We start from the raw sequence: 15,386 nt of genomic DNA on the forward strand, positions 1-15,386 counted from the left end.
ACGCCACGAATGTAGCGCACCACTTATGAAAACGAAACCGTTTCGTACGTGTGCTGGGTCACGGACATGCTTTTGCCTTGAGTTGCCCTGGTCCGTCCCTCGGCAAAGCATGAGGACGTGACCTATCTGCGTCTGCCGCACCTCCATGACGACCTGCTGTGCTTCGTGGCCGAGGACGACCTCTGGCTCGCCCCGCTCGACGCCCCCGGCCGGGCCTGGCGGATCACCGTCGACCGCACCAAGCTGGGCCACCCCCGCTTCTCGCCCGACGGCCGCCACATCGCCTGCACGAGCTGGCGCAGCCTGGTGCCCGAGGTCCACGTCGTCCCCGTGGACGGAGGCCCGGGCCGCCAGGTGAGCCACTGGGGCAGCGCCGACACCCGGGTCTGCGGCTGGACCCCGGAGGGCGAGATCCTGGCCGTGGCCTCGCACGGCGAACCCTTCTCCTTCTTCACCTGGGCCTACAAGATCTCCCCCGACGGCGACCCGGGCCGCAAACTGCCCTGGGGGCCGGTCTCCGACATCCAGGTCGCCGACGTGGCCGGCGAGCGCAGATCCCTGCTGCTCACCGGCACCCCGCCGCACGAACCGGCCTCCTGGAAGCGCTACCGCGGCGGGGCCACGGGCCGCCTCTGGCTGCACGGCGAACGGCTGCTCGAAGGCCTCGGCGGCCATCTGCACTCCCCGATGTTCACCGGCGGCCGCATCGCGTTCCTCTCCGACCACGAGGGCGTCGGCAACCTCTACTCCATCGCCTACGACGGCTCGGACCTGCGCCGGCACACCGACCACGACGCCTTCTACGCCCGGCACGCCGCGAGCGACGGCACCCGGGTGGTGTACCAGTGCGCGGGCGACCTGTGGATCGTCGACGACCTCTCCCCGGACTCCGGACCGCGCCGCCTGGACGTACGCCTCAGCGGGCCGCGGGCCGGGCGGCGCCCCTACCAGGTGGCGGCGTCCCGGCACCTCGACGGGCTCTCCGTCGACGAGACCGGCCGGGCCAGTGCCGTCGTGGTGCGCGGCAGCCTGTACTGGCTGACCCACCGGGACGGCCCCGCCCGCACCCTCACCGACACCCCCGGCGTCCGGGTGCGGCTGCCCGAGATGCTCGGCGCGAGCGGACGGGTGGCATACGTGACGGACGCGGAGGGCGAGGACGCCATCGAGATCGCCTCCCTGCCCCGGGCGAGCGGTGAGCGGGCACCCCGGCGTCATGCCCCGGGCGCGCTGGGCCGGGTGCGCGAACTGGTCTCCGACCCCGAGGGCGAGCGGCTGGCGGTCGCGTCGCACGACGGCCGGCTCCTCCTCGTCGACGTCACGGAGGACTCCGACGGGCAGGTCACCGAACTGATCCGGTCGGTCAACGGGCCCGTGCGCGACCTCGCGTTCTCCCCGGACGGGGCGTGGCTGACCTGGTCCCACCCGGGCATCGGGCGGACCCTGCGGCAGATCAAGATGGCCCGGCTCGCCGACCGGCTGATCGTCGATGTGACCAACGGCCGCTTCGAGGACGAGAACCCGGTCTTCACCCGCGACGGCCGTTACCTCGCCTTCCTGTCCTGGCGCGGCTTCGACCCCGTCTACGACGTGCACACCGGCGACCTGTCCTTCCCGCTGGGCTGCCGCCCCTACCTCGTGCCGCTGTCCTCCGCGACGCCCTCCCCGTTCGCGGTGAACCCGGAGGGCCGCCCGGCCGCCGGGGGCCTGGACCCGGTGGAGGACGACGACAACGCCGACAACGGGGCCGTGACCGTCGAGGTCGAGGGGCTGGAGAGCCGCGTCACGCCGTTCCCGGTGGCCGCCTCCAAGTACTCCGCGCTGCACCCGGTGGCGGGCGGCGGGCTGGTCTGGCTGCGCTGGCCCATCTCCGGCGCCCTCGGCGAGACGTTCGCCAACCCCGACGACACCACCGGCCGGCCGACCCTGGAGCACTTCGGCATCACCAAGGCCAGGAAGACCGAACTCGCCCAGCACCTCGACTGGTTCGCCGTCAGCGGCGACGGCAGCCGGCTGGTGATCGTCGACGAGGGCGAGCTGCGCGCGGTCCCGTCCCATGAGCAGGGCGACAGCGACTCCACCGTGTGGATCGACGCCCGCCGCATCCTGCACACGGTCGACCCGGCGGCGGAGTGGCGGCAGTCCTACGAGGAGGCCGGGCGGCTGATCCGGGCCCACTTCTGGGATCCGGGCATGTGCGGCATCGACTGGGACGGGGTGCTCGACCAGTACCGCCCCCTGGTCGAACGGGTCGCCTCCCCCGACGAGTTCGCCGACCTGCTCCGTGAGGTCCTCGGCGAACTGGGCACGTCCCACGCCTACGTCACCGCGGCCCGGCGCAACGAGGGCCCGCCGCACTACCAGCGCCGGCAGGGCCTGCTGGGCGCCAACCTCGTCCGCAGGAACGGCGGCTGGGCCGTGAAGCGGATCCTGCCCGGCGACTCCTCCGACTCCAAGGCCCGCTCCCCGCTGGCCGGTTCGGGAATCCGGGAGGGCGCGGTCCTCACCCATGTGGACGGCCGCCCGGTCGATCCGGACGCGGGCCCCTACCCGCTGCTGGCCGGCGCGGGCGGTACGACGGTGGAGCTGACCTTCGACCCGGCGGAGGGCACGGGCCCCTCCCGGCGGGTCGCCGTCGTCCCGCTCGTCGACGAGCGGCCGCTGCGCTACCAGGACTGGGTGGCCAAACGCCGGGCGGTGGTGCGCGAGTTGAGCGGCGGACGCTGCGGCTACCTGCACATCCCCGACATGGGCGGCTCGGGCTGGGCGCAGTTCAACCGCGACCTGCGCATGGAGGTGTCCCGGCCGGCCCTGATCGTGGACGTGCGCGGCAACGCCGGCGGTCACATCAGCGAGCTGGTCATCGAGACGCTGAGCCGGACGATCCTGGGCTGGGACCTGACCCGCGACGCCCAGCCGGTGTCGTACACCTCGAACGCGCCGCGCGGCCCGGTGGTGGCCCTGGCCGACGAGGCGACCTCCTCCGACGGCGACATGATCACCGCCGCGTTCAAGCTGCTGAAGCTCGGCCCGGTCGTGGGGCAGCGCACCTGGGGCGGGGTGGTCGGCATGACCGGCCGGCACGAGCTGGGCGACGGCACGGTGATCACGGTGCCGATGAACGCGGCCTGGTTCGACGCCTACGGCTGGTCGGTGGAGAACAAGGGCGTCTCCCCCGACATCGACGTCCTGCGCACCCCGCTGGACTGGGCCGAGGGACGGCACGCCCAGCTGGCCGACGCGGTGGAGCTGGCGCTCGGACTGCTTCAGAGCAACCCGCCGGCGACGCCGCCGACCTACAGCGACGTACCGGACCGCTCCCGTCCGAAGCTGCCGCCCCGGACGTGAACGCCCGGGCCCGGACAGCTGAAAGGGGCGCCCCGCACGGGGACGCCCCTTTTTTCCGCTCAGCACGCAACGTCAGGCGTCGAAGTCCTGGTCGAAGCGGTCCTCCTGCTCGCGCTCACGGTCGCGCTGCGGTTCCGTGCGCTCACGGTCGCGCTGCGGCTGCGAGGGGTCCATGTCCTCGTCGCGCCGGCGGTTGCGGCCCGGCACCTGCTCGCGAGCCTGCTCCGCCTTCTGGCGAGCCTGGTTCTGCCACTGCTCGGACTTCTCCTGGAACTGGTCCTTCATACCCATGTGGGTTCACTCCCGTTGGGGGTGAGGGGATCTGGCTCGTTCAGATTCACACGGGCCGTGACGCTGCGCATGTCGATCACTTACGGAGCGTAGTGCGCTGCTGCTCATCGGCCGCACCACCGGCCCCGACCAGACCCGTGCGCATCCCCGTCAGCCGGTCCGCGAACCGCCGCATCTCGCGCTGGCCCACCGTCCCGATGACAGCGGGCAGACAGCCGCGCACGCCCTGCATCCCGCGCAGCCACCACTGCCCGTACACATGGCCCGACCGGCGCTCGATCCCCTCCACGAGCCGGTCCACGGCCGGCCCCAGCGGATAGGTCTTGTTCGAAGGCCAGGGCAGCCGCTGCCTCAACTCCCGCATGACGTCGTCCTGATCGGCACCGCGCACCATGTCGGTGTCGGTCCACGACAGGTACCCGACGCCCACCTTCACACCCCGGTGCCCGACCTCGGCCCGCAGGCTGTGCGCGTACGCCTCCACGCCCGACTTGGACGCGCAGTACGCGCTCATCATCGGCGCCGGGGTGATCGCGGCGAGGGACGCGATCTGCAGCAGATACCCCCGGCTCTCCAACAGCGCAGGCAGAAAGGCCCGGCCGGTCACCGCCGAACCGATCAGGTTGACCTCGATCACCCGCCGCCAGGACTCCGGGTCGGAATCGACGAACGGCCCGCCGGTCGCGACACCGGCGTTGGCGACGACGATGTCGACCCGGCCGAAGCGCTCCCGGACCTCGCCGGCCACGCGGGCCATCGCCTCGTGGTCGGTGACGTCGGCGTGCCAGTGGTCGCTGTCGCTGTGCAGCCGCCCGGAGACCTGCTTGAGCGCGTCCGGCTCCAGACCGACCAGCGCCACCTTCACCCCGCGCGCGGAGAGCTTGCGGGCCAGCAACTCCCCGACACCGCGCGCCGCCCCGGTCACCACGGCGACCTTGCCTTCGAGGCTCACCCTGCTCATGCGCTCTCCTCGGATACGACCTGGATGTGTGTGCGGACGAGGTCCCGGATCGTGCCGGTGACCAGCTCGGGCGCCTCGACGGGCGTCATGTGTCCGATGCCGGGCAGTTCGACGATGCCCGTGCAGTGCGGCAGCGCGGCGGCCATGGCCCGGGCCTGCACCGGCGGCGTCAGCCGGTCCGCCGTCCCGACGATCACGGCCGTGGGCACGTCCAGTTCCCGCACGCCGTGGTCGAGGTCGAGCAGATCCAGCACCTGCGACCAGGCGTGGCGGACCTTACGGGGGCAGGCGTGCACGATCCGGGCGCACGCCTCGATCATGTCCGGGGCCGAAGCGGGGCCCATGGTCCCGTACTTGAGGATCCGGCGGGCCAGCGGCGTGACCGGCCCGAGCGGGGCACGGCTGCCGAGGATCCGCCGGGTCAGCCAGGTTCGCACCGGCCCCGCTCGCAGCGGGACGACGGTGGAGGCCGCGACCAGCTGCGAACTGCCCGTGCTGCACAGCAGGACGGCGGCAGCGTGCGCCCGGAAGGCGGCTCTCCCGGAGGCGGCCATGACGGTCATCCCCCCCATCGAGTGCCCGGCGACCACGGCCTGTTCACCGGGCGCGAGGGTGGCCTCCAGTACGGCTTCCAGATCGTCGGCGAGCGCGTCGGGGCTGCACGCCGGGCTCGCGGGGCTGCGCCCGTGGCCGCGCTGGTCGTAGGCGATGACCCGGTGGTCCGCGGCCAGGTCGCGGATCTGCGCCGCCCAGAAGGCGGTGGAGCAGGTCCAGCCGTGGGCAAGGACGACGGCGGGCGCGCCGTCGGGCCCGTGGACCTCGACGTGCAGCCGGGCGCCGTCGGCGGAGACGGCGGTCAGTTCACGCGCCGGGGCGGGCGGGGCGTAGGGGCCGGAGTCGACGTGCAGGAGGCGGCTCACGCTTCCACCCCGGCCTTCTCCTGCGCGGTGCCCTTGCTCGCCGCGGGAGCCCGCAGGACGTCGTACTCCGCGAGGTCGACGCGCCGCGTGGCCCGCCGGAACTCGCCGGTCGTGCCGGGCCAGATGGTGGTGTTGCGGCCGCTGGCGTCGAGGTACCAGCTGGTGCAGCCGCCGGTGTTCCACACCGTGCGCTGCATGCGCTCCTGCACCCGGTGGTTCCAGGAGCGCACCGCGTCCGGGCGGGCGTCGAGGGCCACCCGGCCACCGAGCACGTCGAGTTGACGGACGTAGTCGGCCAGGTAGTTCAGCTGCGACTCGATCATCAGGATCATCGAGGAGTTCCCGAGGCCGGTGTTGGGTCCGATGATCGTCATCCAGTTGGGGAAGCCGGCCGCTGAGGCGCCGCGCAGGGCCTCCATGCCGCCCTTCCAGGTCTCGGCGAGGGTCCGCCCGTCGGCGCCCACGACCCGCTCGGCGATGGGCATGTCGGTGACGTGGAAGCCGGTGCCGAAGACGATCGCGTCCACCTCGGCCTCGCTGCCGTCGGCGGCGACCAGGGTGGATCCGCGGACCTCGGCGAGCCCGCTCGCCACCACGTCCACGTTGGGCTGCGCGAGCGCGGGGTAGTAGTCGCTGGACAGCAGGATCCGCTTGCAGCCGATGCGGTAGTCCGGGGTCAGTTTCGCCCGCAGCGCCGGGTCCTTGACGGAACGGGCCATGTTGCGCCGGGCCAGCTCCTCGACGAGGCCGAGCTGCTTGGGATGCTTGGTGAACGCCTGGACCTGCAACTCCCGGATGCCCCACAGCAGTCCGCGCCTGAGCTGTGAGGTGAAGGGCAGCTGCCGGTGCAGCCACCGCTCGGCGCCGCTGATGTTCCGGTCGACGCGGGGCATCACCCAGGGCGGGGTGCGCTGGAACAGGGTCAGGCGCGAGACCTCGGGCTGGATGGCGGGCACGATCTGGGCGGCCGAGGCCCCGGTCCCCACCATGGCGACACGCTTGCCGCGTAGGTCGCAGTCGTGGTTCCAGCGGGCCGAGTGGAAGACCTCGCCCGGGAAGGAGTCAAGACCCGGGATGTCCGGGATCTTCGGGTCCGACAGCGGCCCGGTCGCCGACACGACGAGGTCTGCCGACAGGCTCCCGCTGCTCGTCTCGATGTCCCAGCACAGCCGTTCGGCGTTCCAGCTCATCCGCTTCACCTCCGAGTCGAAGCGGATGTGCGGACGCAGCCGGAACACGTCCGTCACGTGCTCCAGGTAGGCGCGGATGTGCTCCTGCCCCGAGAAGGCCCGCGGCCAGTCGGGGTTGGGCGCGAAGGAGAACGAGTACAGATGGGACGGCACGTCACACCGGCATCCCGGGTAGCTGTTGTCCCGCCAGGTCCCGCCGACACTGCTCGCCCGCTCCAGGACGACGAAGTCGGTCACGCCCTCGCGGCGCAGCCGCACGGCGGCCCCCAGCCCGCCGAACCCGGACCCGACCACCGCGACCCGCACATGCTCGTGTTCGCGCTCGCCCATGCCGACACCTCCACACACCACGAGAACCATGCCAGTGAACACTGGCGCAATGGGAGCGTAGGGCAGCGGCGTACCGATGGGTAGGGGGCGGGACGAGGAAAGTTACCCCTGGTACGCCTTAAGGTGCCCAGGTGGCCGAGAAGCGTGAATACCGCATGGAAGAGCTGGCCCGCCTCGCCGGGATCACGGTGCGCACCCTGCGCTTCTACCGCGAACGCAAACTGATCCCGCCACCCCGCCGCGAGGGCCGCATCGCCTGGTACGACGACCAGCACCTGGCCCGGCTGCGCACGATCACGGCCCTCTTGGAGCGCGGCCACACCCTCAGCGGCATCGCGGAACTGGCGGAGGCCTTCGACCACGGCCGCGACGTCGGCGACCTGCTCGGCGTCGGCGGCCCCACCGAAGAGGAACCGGTCCACCTCACCCCCGAGGAACTCGCCGACCACTTCGCCGGCGAGGCCACCCCGGAGAACCTCGCCGCCGCGATGGAACTCGGCTACCTCGGCACCGACGGCGGCGAGATCGTCCACGTCAGCCGCCGCCTCCTGGACGTCTCCTCCGCCCTGGTCCACGAGGGCATCCCCCTCGCGGAGGTACTCGCCGCGGCCCAAGAGGTCCGCACCCACGCCGACGCCCTCGCCGACCTCTTCACCACCCTGGTCCTCCGCCACGCCTCCCCGGAAGACCTGCCCCGCCTGCGCCCACTGGCCCGCAGCGTGGTGGAGGCGGAACTGTCACTGGCGCTGGACCGCAGGATGAGGAAGCCCTAACGGTCGTAGACGACGGTCACGGGAGCATGATCCGACCACCGTTCTTCATGGCTGGCCGCCCGCTCCACGAACCCCTTGACCGCCCGCCCGGCAAGCCCGGGCGTGGCCACGTGGTAGTCGATCCTCCATCCGGTGTCGTTGTCGAAGGCCCGCCCCCGGTACGACCACCACGAGTACGGCCCCTCGGTGTCCGGGTGGAGCGCGCGGACGACGTCGACGTAGCCGCCGTCCTCGGGAGCGAGGACCCGGGTCAGCCACTCCCGCTCCTCGGGGAGGAACCCGGAGTTCTTCTGGTTGCCGCGCCAGTTCTTGAGGTCGGCCGGCTGGTGGGCGATGTTCCAGTCGCCGCAGACGAGCACCTCGCGCCCCTCGGCGGCGGACCGCTCCCGCAGCCCCTTCAGGTAGGCGAGGAACTCACCCATGAAGCGTTCCTTCTCGTCCTGCCGCTCGGTGCCGACCTCGCCGGAGGGCAGGTAGAGGGACGCGACGGTGACGCCCGGCAGGTCGATCTCCACGTACCGGCCGCTGCCGTCGAACTCCTCCGAGCCGAACCCGACCCGGACCCGGTCGGGCTCACGGCGGCTGTACAGGGACACCCCGGCCCGCCCCTTGGCGGCGGCCGGCGCGTGCACGACATGCCACCCCTCCGGCGCGCGGACGGGCCCGGGCAGCTGCTCCGGCTCGGCGCGCACCTCCTGGAGGCACAGCACATCGGCTTCGGTCTCCGCCAGCCACTCCACGAAGCCCTTCTTCGCGGCGGCACGCAGCCCGTTCACATTCACACAGGTCACAGTGAGCACCCCGGCACGATACCGGCACCCTGGACGGGGTCCAGTTCCGGATCGAATACGGTAGCGGCCATGCACATACGCCGGGTCTCCTTCGACCACCCCGACGCCATGAAGCTGAACGACCAGGTGCAGGCCGAGTACGTGGTCCGCTACGGCGACGACGGCGACGCCACGCCCATGGCCCCCGCGGACTTCGATCCGCCCAACGGCACCTACCTGATCGCCTACGACGAGCAGGGCACCCCCGTCGCCTCGGGCGGCTGGCGTGCCCAGGACACCAACGCCGAGGGCAACCTCGACGGCGACGCCGAGCTGAAGCGCATGTACGTGGTCGACGGCATGCGGGGCCGGGGCCTGGCCCGGCGCATCCTGGCCGCCCTGGAGGAGGACGCCCGCGCGGCCGGCCGCGTCCGGATGGTCCTGGAGACCGGTACCAAGCAGCCGGAGGCCATAGCCCTGTACACGTCCAGTGGCTACGAGCCGTGCGCCAAGTTCGGCTACTACCGCTTCCACGAAGCGAGCCGCTGCTTCGCGAAGCGACTGCGATCACACGGCTGACGAGGGCTCAGCCACCGCCCGGGCCACGGTCCTTGTCGCGCGCCGCGCGCTGCCGCCACCACTCGGTCACCGAGCCGGTCTCGCCCGCCGGTGCGGCGGTACCAGCGCCTTCGGCCAGTTGAAATAGGCGATCGTCAGATGCAGCGCCGTCCAGGGGAGTGAGCCGAGGGTGAAGATCGCAGCGACATGCACCAGTGCGGGCCCTGCTGCGCCCTTGGCAGCGGTGCCGGCGGCGACACCGACCGTGAGGCAGACCGCCCAGGCGGCGAGGGCGACGATGCCGCGCTCGTGCCCGCTGACGACCGACGGGTTCCACGAGTATCCGTACATGATGTCGGGCGCACGGTCGGAACGGGTCCAGTGCAGCCGCGCCGCCCGGACGAGGAACAGGTTGATCCCGCCCGCGAAGACGGCGGCGACGACGTCGGGAACGAGGTGTGCCACGGCACCTCCGCGGTGGGCGCATCGGCTGGACGCCCCAGTGTCCGCGGTGAGATCGCGAAGAGGATTCACGGCCCGGCCAAGCTTGGGCAACGGTGTGGCGCTGAACACACGTCAGAGCCCCAGTCGGTTTCCCGACCGGGGCTCTGAGCTGCGTGGACCTGAGGGGATTTGAACCCCTGGCCCCCTCGATGCGAACGAGGTGCGCTACCGGACTGCGCCACAGGCCCTTGCAACGAGTGAAACTTTAGCACCCCGATCGGCCTGCTTGGAAATCCGTTCCCCAGGGGCGGTCACCTGCGGCTTCGCGGCCTACTCGTTGGCGGCCCGGGGGCGCTCCCCGTCCTCGTACTGGTCGAAGAGCGGGGTGCGGCCGCGCTCGCGGGCACGGCGGGCGGAGGCCGCGCGGCGGGCGTCGGTGCGTCCGTCGCCGTCGTCGTCGCCCGCGTCCTGGGCGGAGGGCTGTGGCTCGCCCGGGTGGTCCGCGGCGGCGGACCCGCTCTCCGCGTTCGGGGTGACCGCGCTCGACCGCGCCGAGCTCCAGGTGTCCGGGGCGCCGAGATCCACGTCACTGGTGGCGCGCGGGGCGACCGGGGCGGTCACGTACGTCGGCAGGGGCACCGGTACCGGCTCCCAGCTGTCGCCGCCCTGCCCGGGCCGCCGCTGCCGCTCGCGCTGCTGGTCGACCCACTCCGCGTGGTCGGTCTGCTCGACGAGGGCGCGCCGGTCCGCCGCGAGGGCCGACAGGCCGGGGTCGGTCGCCTGCTCGGGTCCCTCCTCCGGTTCGTCGCTCTCCTCGTCGGCGAGGGTGCGCCGGCGGGGCTGGCGCTGCCGCTCGCGCAGGCGCTGTGCCGCGGCCTCGGCCATGCGGCGGTCCATCTGGTAGGCGAAGCGGCGGCGCTCCTGGGAGCGCAGGTAAGCGATGTAGACGCTGAGCATGACCGCGGGCACGCCGGGTGCCCACAGGAAGGAGAGCCCTCCGACCGCGGCGACGATCGCGCCGAGGGTGAAGGCGAGGAACAGCATCGTGGTGGTGCGCCGTCGGCGCGCGAGCACCTTCGAGCGCCGGGCTCGTGCCGCGGCCGCCGCGTTCGCCTGCGCCGAGGCGCTGCGCCGGGCGGCGGGGACGCGTTCCCGGGGGCGTCCGGGCGTCTCCGCGTGCGGTGCGGGCGACTGACGGGCGGGCTGTTCGGGGGCCGCCGGGCGGGCGGGCTGTTCGGGGCCGGGCGAGGGTACGGGTGCCTGGGTCTGGGGACGGGTCTTGGACACGGCGAAGGCCCGGACGTCCACCGAGTCGGTGACGGCGTCCAGGTCGTCGGCGTCCTGCCCCCCCTCGTCGGTGGAGCGCGCCCGCAGGTCCTTGGCGTACCGGCGCTCCATCCCCGCCCGTCCGGACAGCAGCCGGATGGCGGTGCTGAAGCGTTCCGTCGGACGGGCCTCGTTCAGCTCGTCCTGCCTACGGAGCCACATCGGCACCAAGTAGGCGGCCCAGGCCCCGACAATGACTGCGTAGATGAGGCCGCTGCTGCTCACGCCTCACACCGTAGAGGGGTTTGCGTGAGGCCATCTGCCAATTGAGCCGGTGTGTCGCACGATCTGGCTGATATTTCGAACTTTTCTTGTGATCGATGCGATCAGCAGACCGCCCAGGCCGGGAATTCATTGCCCTGAGATGGTCACCGGTCGATCAATTTCGAACACTTATTCAATTTCCGGGGTGGTGCCGCATTCCCGGATTACTCTGCGATCGTGCCCGCTGCCAGCGCCTCAGCAACCCGTCCGGCACCTCTTCCGCGGTGAGGGCGAAGACGAGATGGTCGCGCCAGGCCCCGTCGATGTGGAGATAACGCGGCCGCAGGCCCTCCTCGCGGAATCCGAGTTTCTCCACGACCCGGCGGCTGGGCCCGTTCTCGGGGCGAATGCAGACCTCGATGCGGTGCAGTCCGACGGTGCGGAAACAGTGGTCGGTGACGAGCGCCACCGCCGTCGGCATCACGCCGCGGCCGGCCACCGCCTCGTCCACCCAGTACCCGACGTGGCCCGAGCACATCGAGCCCCAGGTGATCCCGGCGACCGTCAACTGTCCCACCAGCCGCCCCTGGTACTCGATGACGAAGGGCAGCATCCGGCCCGCGTTCGCCTCCGACCGCAGATGGCGGACCATCTGGCGGAAGGTCGGGCGGTGCGTCATCGGCCCGCCGGGCGTGGGGGGCGGGATCGTCGCCTCCCAGGGGCGCAGCCAGTCGCGGTTGCGCCGGTTGACCTCGCGCCATGCCCGCTGGTCGCGCAGCTTTATCGGCCTGAGGACGATGTCGCCGTCCACCAGCTCCACGGGCCAGGATGGGCTGTTCAGCTCGCACCCCCGCTGCCGGGTCTGGGGTGGTCGCCGCCCCGGAGCTGCTCGACGGCGTGGACGAGCAACGGTTCCAGGACGGCGAGGCCGTCCTTCACGCCTCCGCTGGAGCCGGGCAGGTTGACGATCAGGGTGCCGCCCGCCACTCCGGCCAGGCCCCGGGAGAGGGCCGCGGCCGGCACCTTCTCCCGGCCGAACGCCCGGATGGCCTCGGCGATGCCCGGCACCTCGTGGTCGATGACGCGGCGGGTCGCCTCGGGGGTGCGGTCGGTGGGCGAGATGCCCGTGCCGCCGGTGGTGACGATGACGTCGTAGCCGGCGTCGACACCGGCGCGCAGGGCCGCCTCCACGGGGTCGCCGTCGGGGACGACCTGAGGGCCGTCGACCTCGAAGCCGAAGCGCTTCAGGCCGTCGGAGACCATCGGGCCGCCCTTGTCCTCGTAGATCCCGGCGGCGGCCCGGTTGGAAGCCGTGATCACCAGAGCGCGATACGTCATGCCCGGCTCCAGTCGCCCGACTTGCCGCCCGTCTTCTCCTCCACCCGTACGTCCGTGATGACCGCTCCCTTGTCGACCGCCTTGACCATGTCGATCACGGTGAGCGCGGCGACGGAGACCGCGGTGAGGGCCTCCATCTCGACACCCGTGCGGTCCGTCGTCTTCACGGTGGCCAGGATCTCCACGGCGTCGTCCGCGACCGACAGGTCCAGTTTCACACCGGACACCGACAACGGGTGACAGAGCGGGATCAGATCGGGGGTGCGTTTGGCGCCCATGATCCCGGCGATCCGCGCGGTCGCGAGGGCGTCGCCCTTGGGGACGCCCTCGCCGCGCAGCAGCTCGATCACGCGGGGCGAGACGAGGACACGTCCGCTGGCGCGGGCGGTGCGCGCGGTCACGTCCTTCTCCGACACGTCGACCATGCGGGCGGCGCCCGCCGCGTCGATGTGCGTCAGCCGGTCCTGCGTGGGGCCGTCCTGCGGGGGTGGGTCCTGCGTGCTCATGCTGTGTGGCGCTCCCGGTCCGGGCCCGTCGCGGTGCGGCGCACGGGCCGCTTGTGCGCGACACGGTACCCCCAACCAGCGGCTATCGGCCGAGCAGGACCACCTCGACGTCGGCGCCCGGCTCGACGGACTCGGTGTCCTCGGGGACGACGATCAGGGCGTCCGCGTGGGCGAGGGCGGCGACCAGGTGGGATCCGGCGCCGCCGACCGGGGTGACCTTGCCGTCGGCGTATCCGGCGCGCAGGAACTGGCGGCGGCCCTTCGGGGAGGTCAGCGCCTTCCCGGCGGCCAGGGTCGCCCGGGTCGTGGGGCGGTGGACGTCCTGGAGGCCCATCAGGGTGCGGATCGCGGGGCGGACGAAGAGTTCGAAGGAGACGTACGACGACACCGGGTTGCCGGGCAGGGCCAGCAGCGGGGTGTGGTCGGGGCCGATGGAGCCGAAGCCCTGGGGCTTTCCGGGCTGCATGGCGAGCTTGCGGAAGTCGATGCCGCTGCCGGCCTCGTCCTCGTCGCCGACATGGGACAGGGCTTCCTTCACCACGTCGTACGCGCCGACGCTCACGCCGCCCGTGGTGACCATCAGGTCGGCGCGGACCAGCTGGTCCTCGATGGTGGAGCGCAGGGTCTCGGCGTCGTCGGCGACGGCGCCCACGCGGTAGGCGATGGCGCCGGCGTCGCGGGCGGCGGCCGTGAGGGCGAAGCTGTTGGAGTCGTAGATCTGACCGGTGCCCAGTTCCGTGTCCGGCTGGACGAGTTCGCTGCCGGTGGAGAGCACCACCACGCGCGGGCGCGGGCGGACCCGGACGGTGCCGCGGCCGATCGCTGCGAGCAGGGCGATCTGGGGCGGGCCGAGGACGGTGCCGGCCTCCAGGGCGCGGTCGCCGGCCTTCACGTCGCTGCCCTTGGCGCGCACGTGCGCGCGGGCCTCGGCCGGGCGGTACACGTGTACGTGCCCGGTGGCGCCCTCGGGGCCGAGGCTGCGGGCGCGCATGCCGCGCACCGGGCCCTCGCCGAGCCCGCCGTCGGTCCACTCGACGGGCACGACCGTCTCGGCGCCGGGCGGCAGCGGGGCGCCGGTCATGATGCGGGCGGCCTGGCCGGGGCCCACGTGGAGCAGTTCGGCCTGGCCCGCGGCGACGTCCCCGACGACCTCCAGGGCCGCCGGGAATTCCTCGCTCGCGCCCGCGATGTCCGCGACCCGTACCGCGTAGCCGTCCATCGAGCTGTTGTCGAAGGGCGGCAGGGACACCGGCACCGTGATGTCCTCGACGAGGACGCAGCCCTGGGCGTCGAGCAGGTGCAGCTCGATGGGTTCCAGGGGGCGGACGGTGGCGAGGATGTCCTCCAGGTGTTCGTCCACCGACCACAGGTGGTCGGGGCCGACGTGGTCCTGGCCGGTGACGTGGGGCGCGGCGCTGCTCAACGGACTACATCTCCTCGGCTACGTAACTGCGAAGCCAGGTCCGGAAGTCCGGGCCCAGGTCTTCACGTTCGCATGCGAGTCGGACAATGGCACGCAGGTAGTCGCCGCGGTCGCCGGTGTCATAGCGGCGGCCCTTGAAGACCACGCCGTGCACCGGGCCGCCGATCTTCTCGTCGGCCGCGAGCTCCTGAAGGGCGTCCGTGAGCTGGATCTCGCCGCCGCGGCCCGGCTCCGTCCGGCGCAGTATCTCGAAGATGTGCGGGTCGAGGACGTAGCGGCCGATGATGGCGTAGTTGGACGGGGCGTCGGCCGGGTCGGGCTTCTCGACCAGGCCGCTGACCTGGACGACGTCGCTGTCCTCGGTGGTCTCCACGGCCGCGCAGCCGTAGAGGTGGATCTGCTCCGGGGCGACCTCCATGAGCGCGATGACGCTGCCGCCGCGCTGCTCCTGGACCTCGACCATGCGCTGCAGCAGCGGGTCGCGGGGGTCGATCAGGTCGTCGCCGAGGAGGACGGCGAAGGGCTCGTCACCCACGTGCGGGGCGGCGCACAGGACGGCGTGGCCGAGGCCCTTGGGGTCGCCCTGGCGGACGTAGTGCATGGTCGCGAGGTCGCTGGACTCCTGCACCTTGGCGAGGCGGCCGGCGTCGCCCTTCTTCTGGAGGGCCGACTCCAGCTCGTAGTTGCGGTCGAAGTGGTCCTCCAGGGGGCGCTTGTTGCGGCCCGTCACCATGAGGACGTCGTCGAGACCCGCGGCGACGGCCTCCTCGACCACGTACTGGATCGCGGGCTTGTCCACGACCGGCAGCATCTCCTTGGGAGTGGCTTTGGTGGCCGGCAGGAACCGGGTGCCGAGGCCTGCTGCGGGAATGACAGCCTTGCTGATCCGAGGGTGCAACTGAGTCATGTCGGCCACCCTATCCGGTGCCTTGGCATGGAATCTGCGGCTCCGGTTCATAGGCGCTCATATGAGCGTATTGCGACGGTACGGGAGCAACCATTGA

Annotated in this window: 15 protein-coding genes and 1 tRNA gene; 3 read left to right on the forward strand and 13 right to left on the reverse strand. The window is 72.1% G+C overall.

The window, feature by feature from the left end; translation table 11 throughout:
* Positions 1 to 117 precede the first annotated feature (117 nt).
* On the forward strand, positions 118 to 3,348 hold the full coding sequence (locus OO68_RS28935) for a S41 family peptidase (protein ID WP_033312117.1): 3,231 nt from the start codon (positions 118 to 120) through the stop codon (positions 3,346 to 3,348).
* Between the two features lie 72 nt (positions 3,349 to 3,420).
* Here OO68_RS28935 and OO68_RS28940 read toward each other — a convergent pair whose 3' ends face one another.
* From OO68_RS28940 to OO68_RS28955, 4 genes are all read right to left on the reverse strand, one after another.
* Positions 3,421 to 3,639: a hypothetical protein gene (locus OO68_RS28940; RefSeq protein ID WP_031138724.1), complete on the reverse strand. Its 219-nt coding sequence runs from the start codon at positions 3,637 to 3,639 to the stop codon at positions 3,421 to 3,423.
* A gap of 76 nt (positions 3,640 to 3,715) precedes the next feature.
* Complete coding sequence (locus OO68_RS28945; protein WP_033312118.1) at positions 3,716 to 4,600, reverse strand: SDR family oxidoreductase; 885 nt, start codon at positions 4,598 to 4,600, stop codon at positions 3,716 to 3,718.
* Positions 4,597 to 5,520 (reverse strand): alpha/beta fold hydrolase, encoded by a 924-nt coding sequence (locus OO68_RS28950; RefSeq protein WP_033312119.1) that lies wholly within the window; start codon positions 5,518 to 5,520, stop codon positions 4,597 to 4,599. The genes OO68_RS28945 and OO68_RS28950 overlap by 4 nt, the downstream gene beginning before the upstream one ends.
* Positions 5,517 to 7,040: a flavin-containing monooxygenase gene (locus OO68_RS28955; protein ID WP_033312120.1), complete on the reverse strand. Its 1,524-nt coding sequence runs from the start codon at positions 7,038 to 7,040 to the stop codon at positions 5,517 to 5,519. The genes OO68_RS28950 and OO68_RS28955 overlap by 4 nt, the downstream gene beginning before the upstream one ends.
* A 155-nt stretch (positions 7,041 to 7,195) precedes the next feature.
* Here OO68_RS28955 and OO68_RS28960 point away from each other — a divergent pair, with 155 nt between their 5' ends.
* Positions 7,196 to 7,813, forward strand: a complete 618-nt coding sequence (locus OO68_RS28960) for a MerR family transcriptional regulator (RefSeq protein WP_051814846.1) — start codon at positions 7,196 to 7,198, stop codon at positions 7,811 to 7,813.
* On the opposite strand, the gene OO68_RS28965 is transcribed toward OO68_RS28960, so the two are convergent.
* Positions 7,810 to 8,613, reverse strand: a complete 804-nt coding sequence (locus OO68_RS28965) for an exodeoxyribonuclease III (RefSeq protein WP_033312122.1) — start codon at positions 8,611 to 8,613, stop codon at positions 7,810 to 7,812. The two genes, OO68_RS28960 and OO68_RS28965, sit on opposite strands and share 4 nt — an antisense overlap.
* A 60-nt stretch (positions 8,614 to 8,673) precedes the next feature.
* Here OO68_RS28965 and OO68_RS28970 point away from each other — a divergent pair, with 60 nt between their 5' ends.
* Entirely contained in the window at positions 8,674 to 9,162 is a 489-nt protein-coding gene (locus OO68_RS28970; RefSeq protein ID WP_033312123.1) for a GNAT family N-acetyltransferase, read from the forward strand.
* A gap of 66 nt (positions 9,163 to 9,228) precedes the next feature.
* Here OO68_RS28970 and OO68_RS28975 read toward each other — a convergent pair whose 3' ends face one another.
* The 8 genes from OO68_RS28975 to galU all read right to left on the reverse strand — a co-directional run bounded on the left by OO68_RS28975 (position 9,229) and on the right by galU (position 15,289).
* Positions 9,229 to 9,606 carry a hypothetical protein gene (locus OO68_RS28975; RefSeq protein ID WP_033312124.1) on the reverse strand — a complete coding sequence of 126 codons (378 nt, stop codon included), beginning with the start codon at positions 9,604 to 9,606 and terminating at the stop codon, positions 9,229 to 9,231.
* A 153-nt stretch (positions 9,607 to 9,759) separates the two neighbouring features.
* Positions 9,760 to 9,833 (reverse strand) — tRNA-Ala (locus OO68_RS28980).
* Positions 9,834 to 9,915: 82 nt separating this feature from the next.
* The gene (gene sepX / locus OO68_RS28985) at positions 9,916 to 11,136 is read right to left on the reverse strand and encodes a divisome protein SepX/GlpR (protein WP_033312125.1); all 1,221 of its coding nucleotides are present in this window, start codon (positions 11,134 to 11,136) and stop codon (positions 9,916 to 9,918) included.
* Between the two features lie 172 nt (positions 11,137 to 11,308).
* Positions 11,309 to 11,935, reverse strand: coding sequence for a GNAT family N-acetyltransferase (locus OO68_RS28990; protein ID WP_033312126.1), 627 nt, complete (start codon positions 11,933 to 11,935; stop codon positions 11,309 to 11,311).
* Between the two features lie 17 nt (positions 11,936 to 11,952).
* The gene (locus OO68_RS28995; RefSeq protein WP_033312127.1) at positions 11,953 to 12,453 is read right to left on the reverse strand and encodes a MogA/MoaB family molybdenum cofactor biosynthesis protein; all 501 of its coding nucleotides are present in this window, start codon (positions 12,451 to 12,453) and stop codon (positions 11,953 to 11,955) included.
* Positions 12,450 to 12,959 carry a cyclic pyranopterin monophosphate synthase MoaC gene (moaC, locus tag OO68_RS29000; RefSeq protein WP_051814844.1) on the reverse strand — a complete coding sequence of 170 codons (510 nt, stop codon included), beginning with the start codon at positions 12,957 to 12,959 and terminating at the stop codon, positions 12,450 to 12,452. Before moaC ends, OO68_RS28995 begins: the two co-directional genes overlap by 4 nt.
* An 82-nt stretch (positions 12,960 to 13,041) precedes the next feature.
* Positions 13,042 to 14,382, reverse strand: a complete 1,341-nt coding sequence (gene glp, locus OO68_RS29005; RefSeq protein ID WP_033312128.1) for a molybdotransferase-like divisome protein Glp — start codon at positions 14,380 to 14,382, stop codon at positions 13,042 to 13,044.
* A gap of 4 nt (positions 14,383 to 14,386) precedes the next feature.
* A complete protein-coding gene (gene galU, locus OO68_RS29010; protein WP_033312152.1) occupies positions 14,387 to 15,289 on the reverse strand; it encodes a UTP--glucose-1-phosphate uridylyltransferase GalU in 903 nt (300 codons plus the stop codon).
* Positions 15,290 to 15,386 lie beyond the last annotated feature (97 nt).

The organism is Streptomyces iakyrus, assembly GCF_000717055.1.
Classification (GTDB): Bacteria; Actinomycetota; Actinomycetes; order Streptomycetales; family Streptomycetaceae; genus Streptomyces; species Streptomyces iakyrus.

What these genes read in the sequence shown, in the direction of transcription:
- OO68_RS28970 (WP_033312123.1), top strand. Translation starts at nt 8,674, where the DNA reads ATGCACATACGCCGGGTCTCCTTCGACCACCCCGACGCCATGAAGCTG.
- moaC (WP_051814844.1), bottom strand. Translation starts at nt 12,959, where the DNA reads ATGAGCACGCAGGACCCACCCCCGCAGGACGGCCCCACGCAGGACCGG.
- OO68_RS28940 (WP_031138724.1), bottom strand. Translation starts at nt 3,639, where the DNA reads ATGGGTATGAAGGACCAGTTCCAGGAGAAGTCCGAGCAGTGGCAGAAC.
- OO68_RS28955 (WP_033312120.1), bottom strand. Translation starts at nt 7,040, where the DNA reads ATGGGCGAGCGCGAACACGAGCATGTGCGGGTCGCGGTGGTCGGGTCC.
- OO68_RS28945 (WP_033312118.1), bottom strand. Translation starts at nt 4,600, where the DNA reads ATGAGCAGGGTGAGCCTCGAAGGCAAGGTCGCCGTGGTGACCGGGGCG.
- galU (WP_033312152.1), bottom strand. Translation starts at nt 15,289, where the DNA reads ATGACTCAGTTGCACCCTCGGATCAGCAAGGCTGTCATTCCCGCAGCA.
- OO68_RS28995 (WP_033312127.1), bottom strand. Translation starts at nt 12,453, where the DNA reads ATGACGTATCGCGCTCTGGTGATCACGGCTTCCAACCGGGCCGCCGCC.
- OO68_RS28960 (WP_051814846.1), top strand. Translation starts at nt 7,196, where the DNA reads ATGGAAGAGCTGGCCCGCCTCGCCGGGATCACGGTGCGCACCCTGCGC.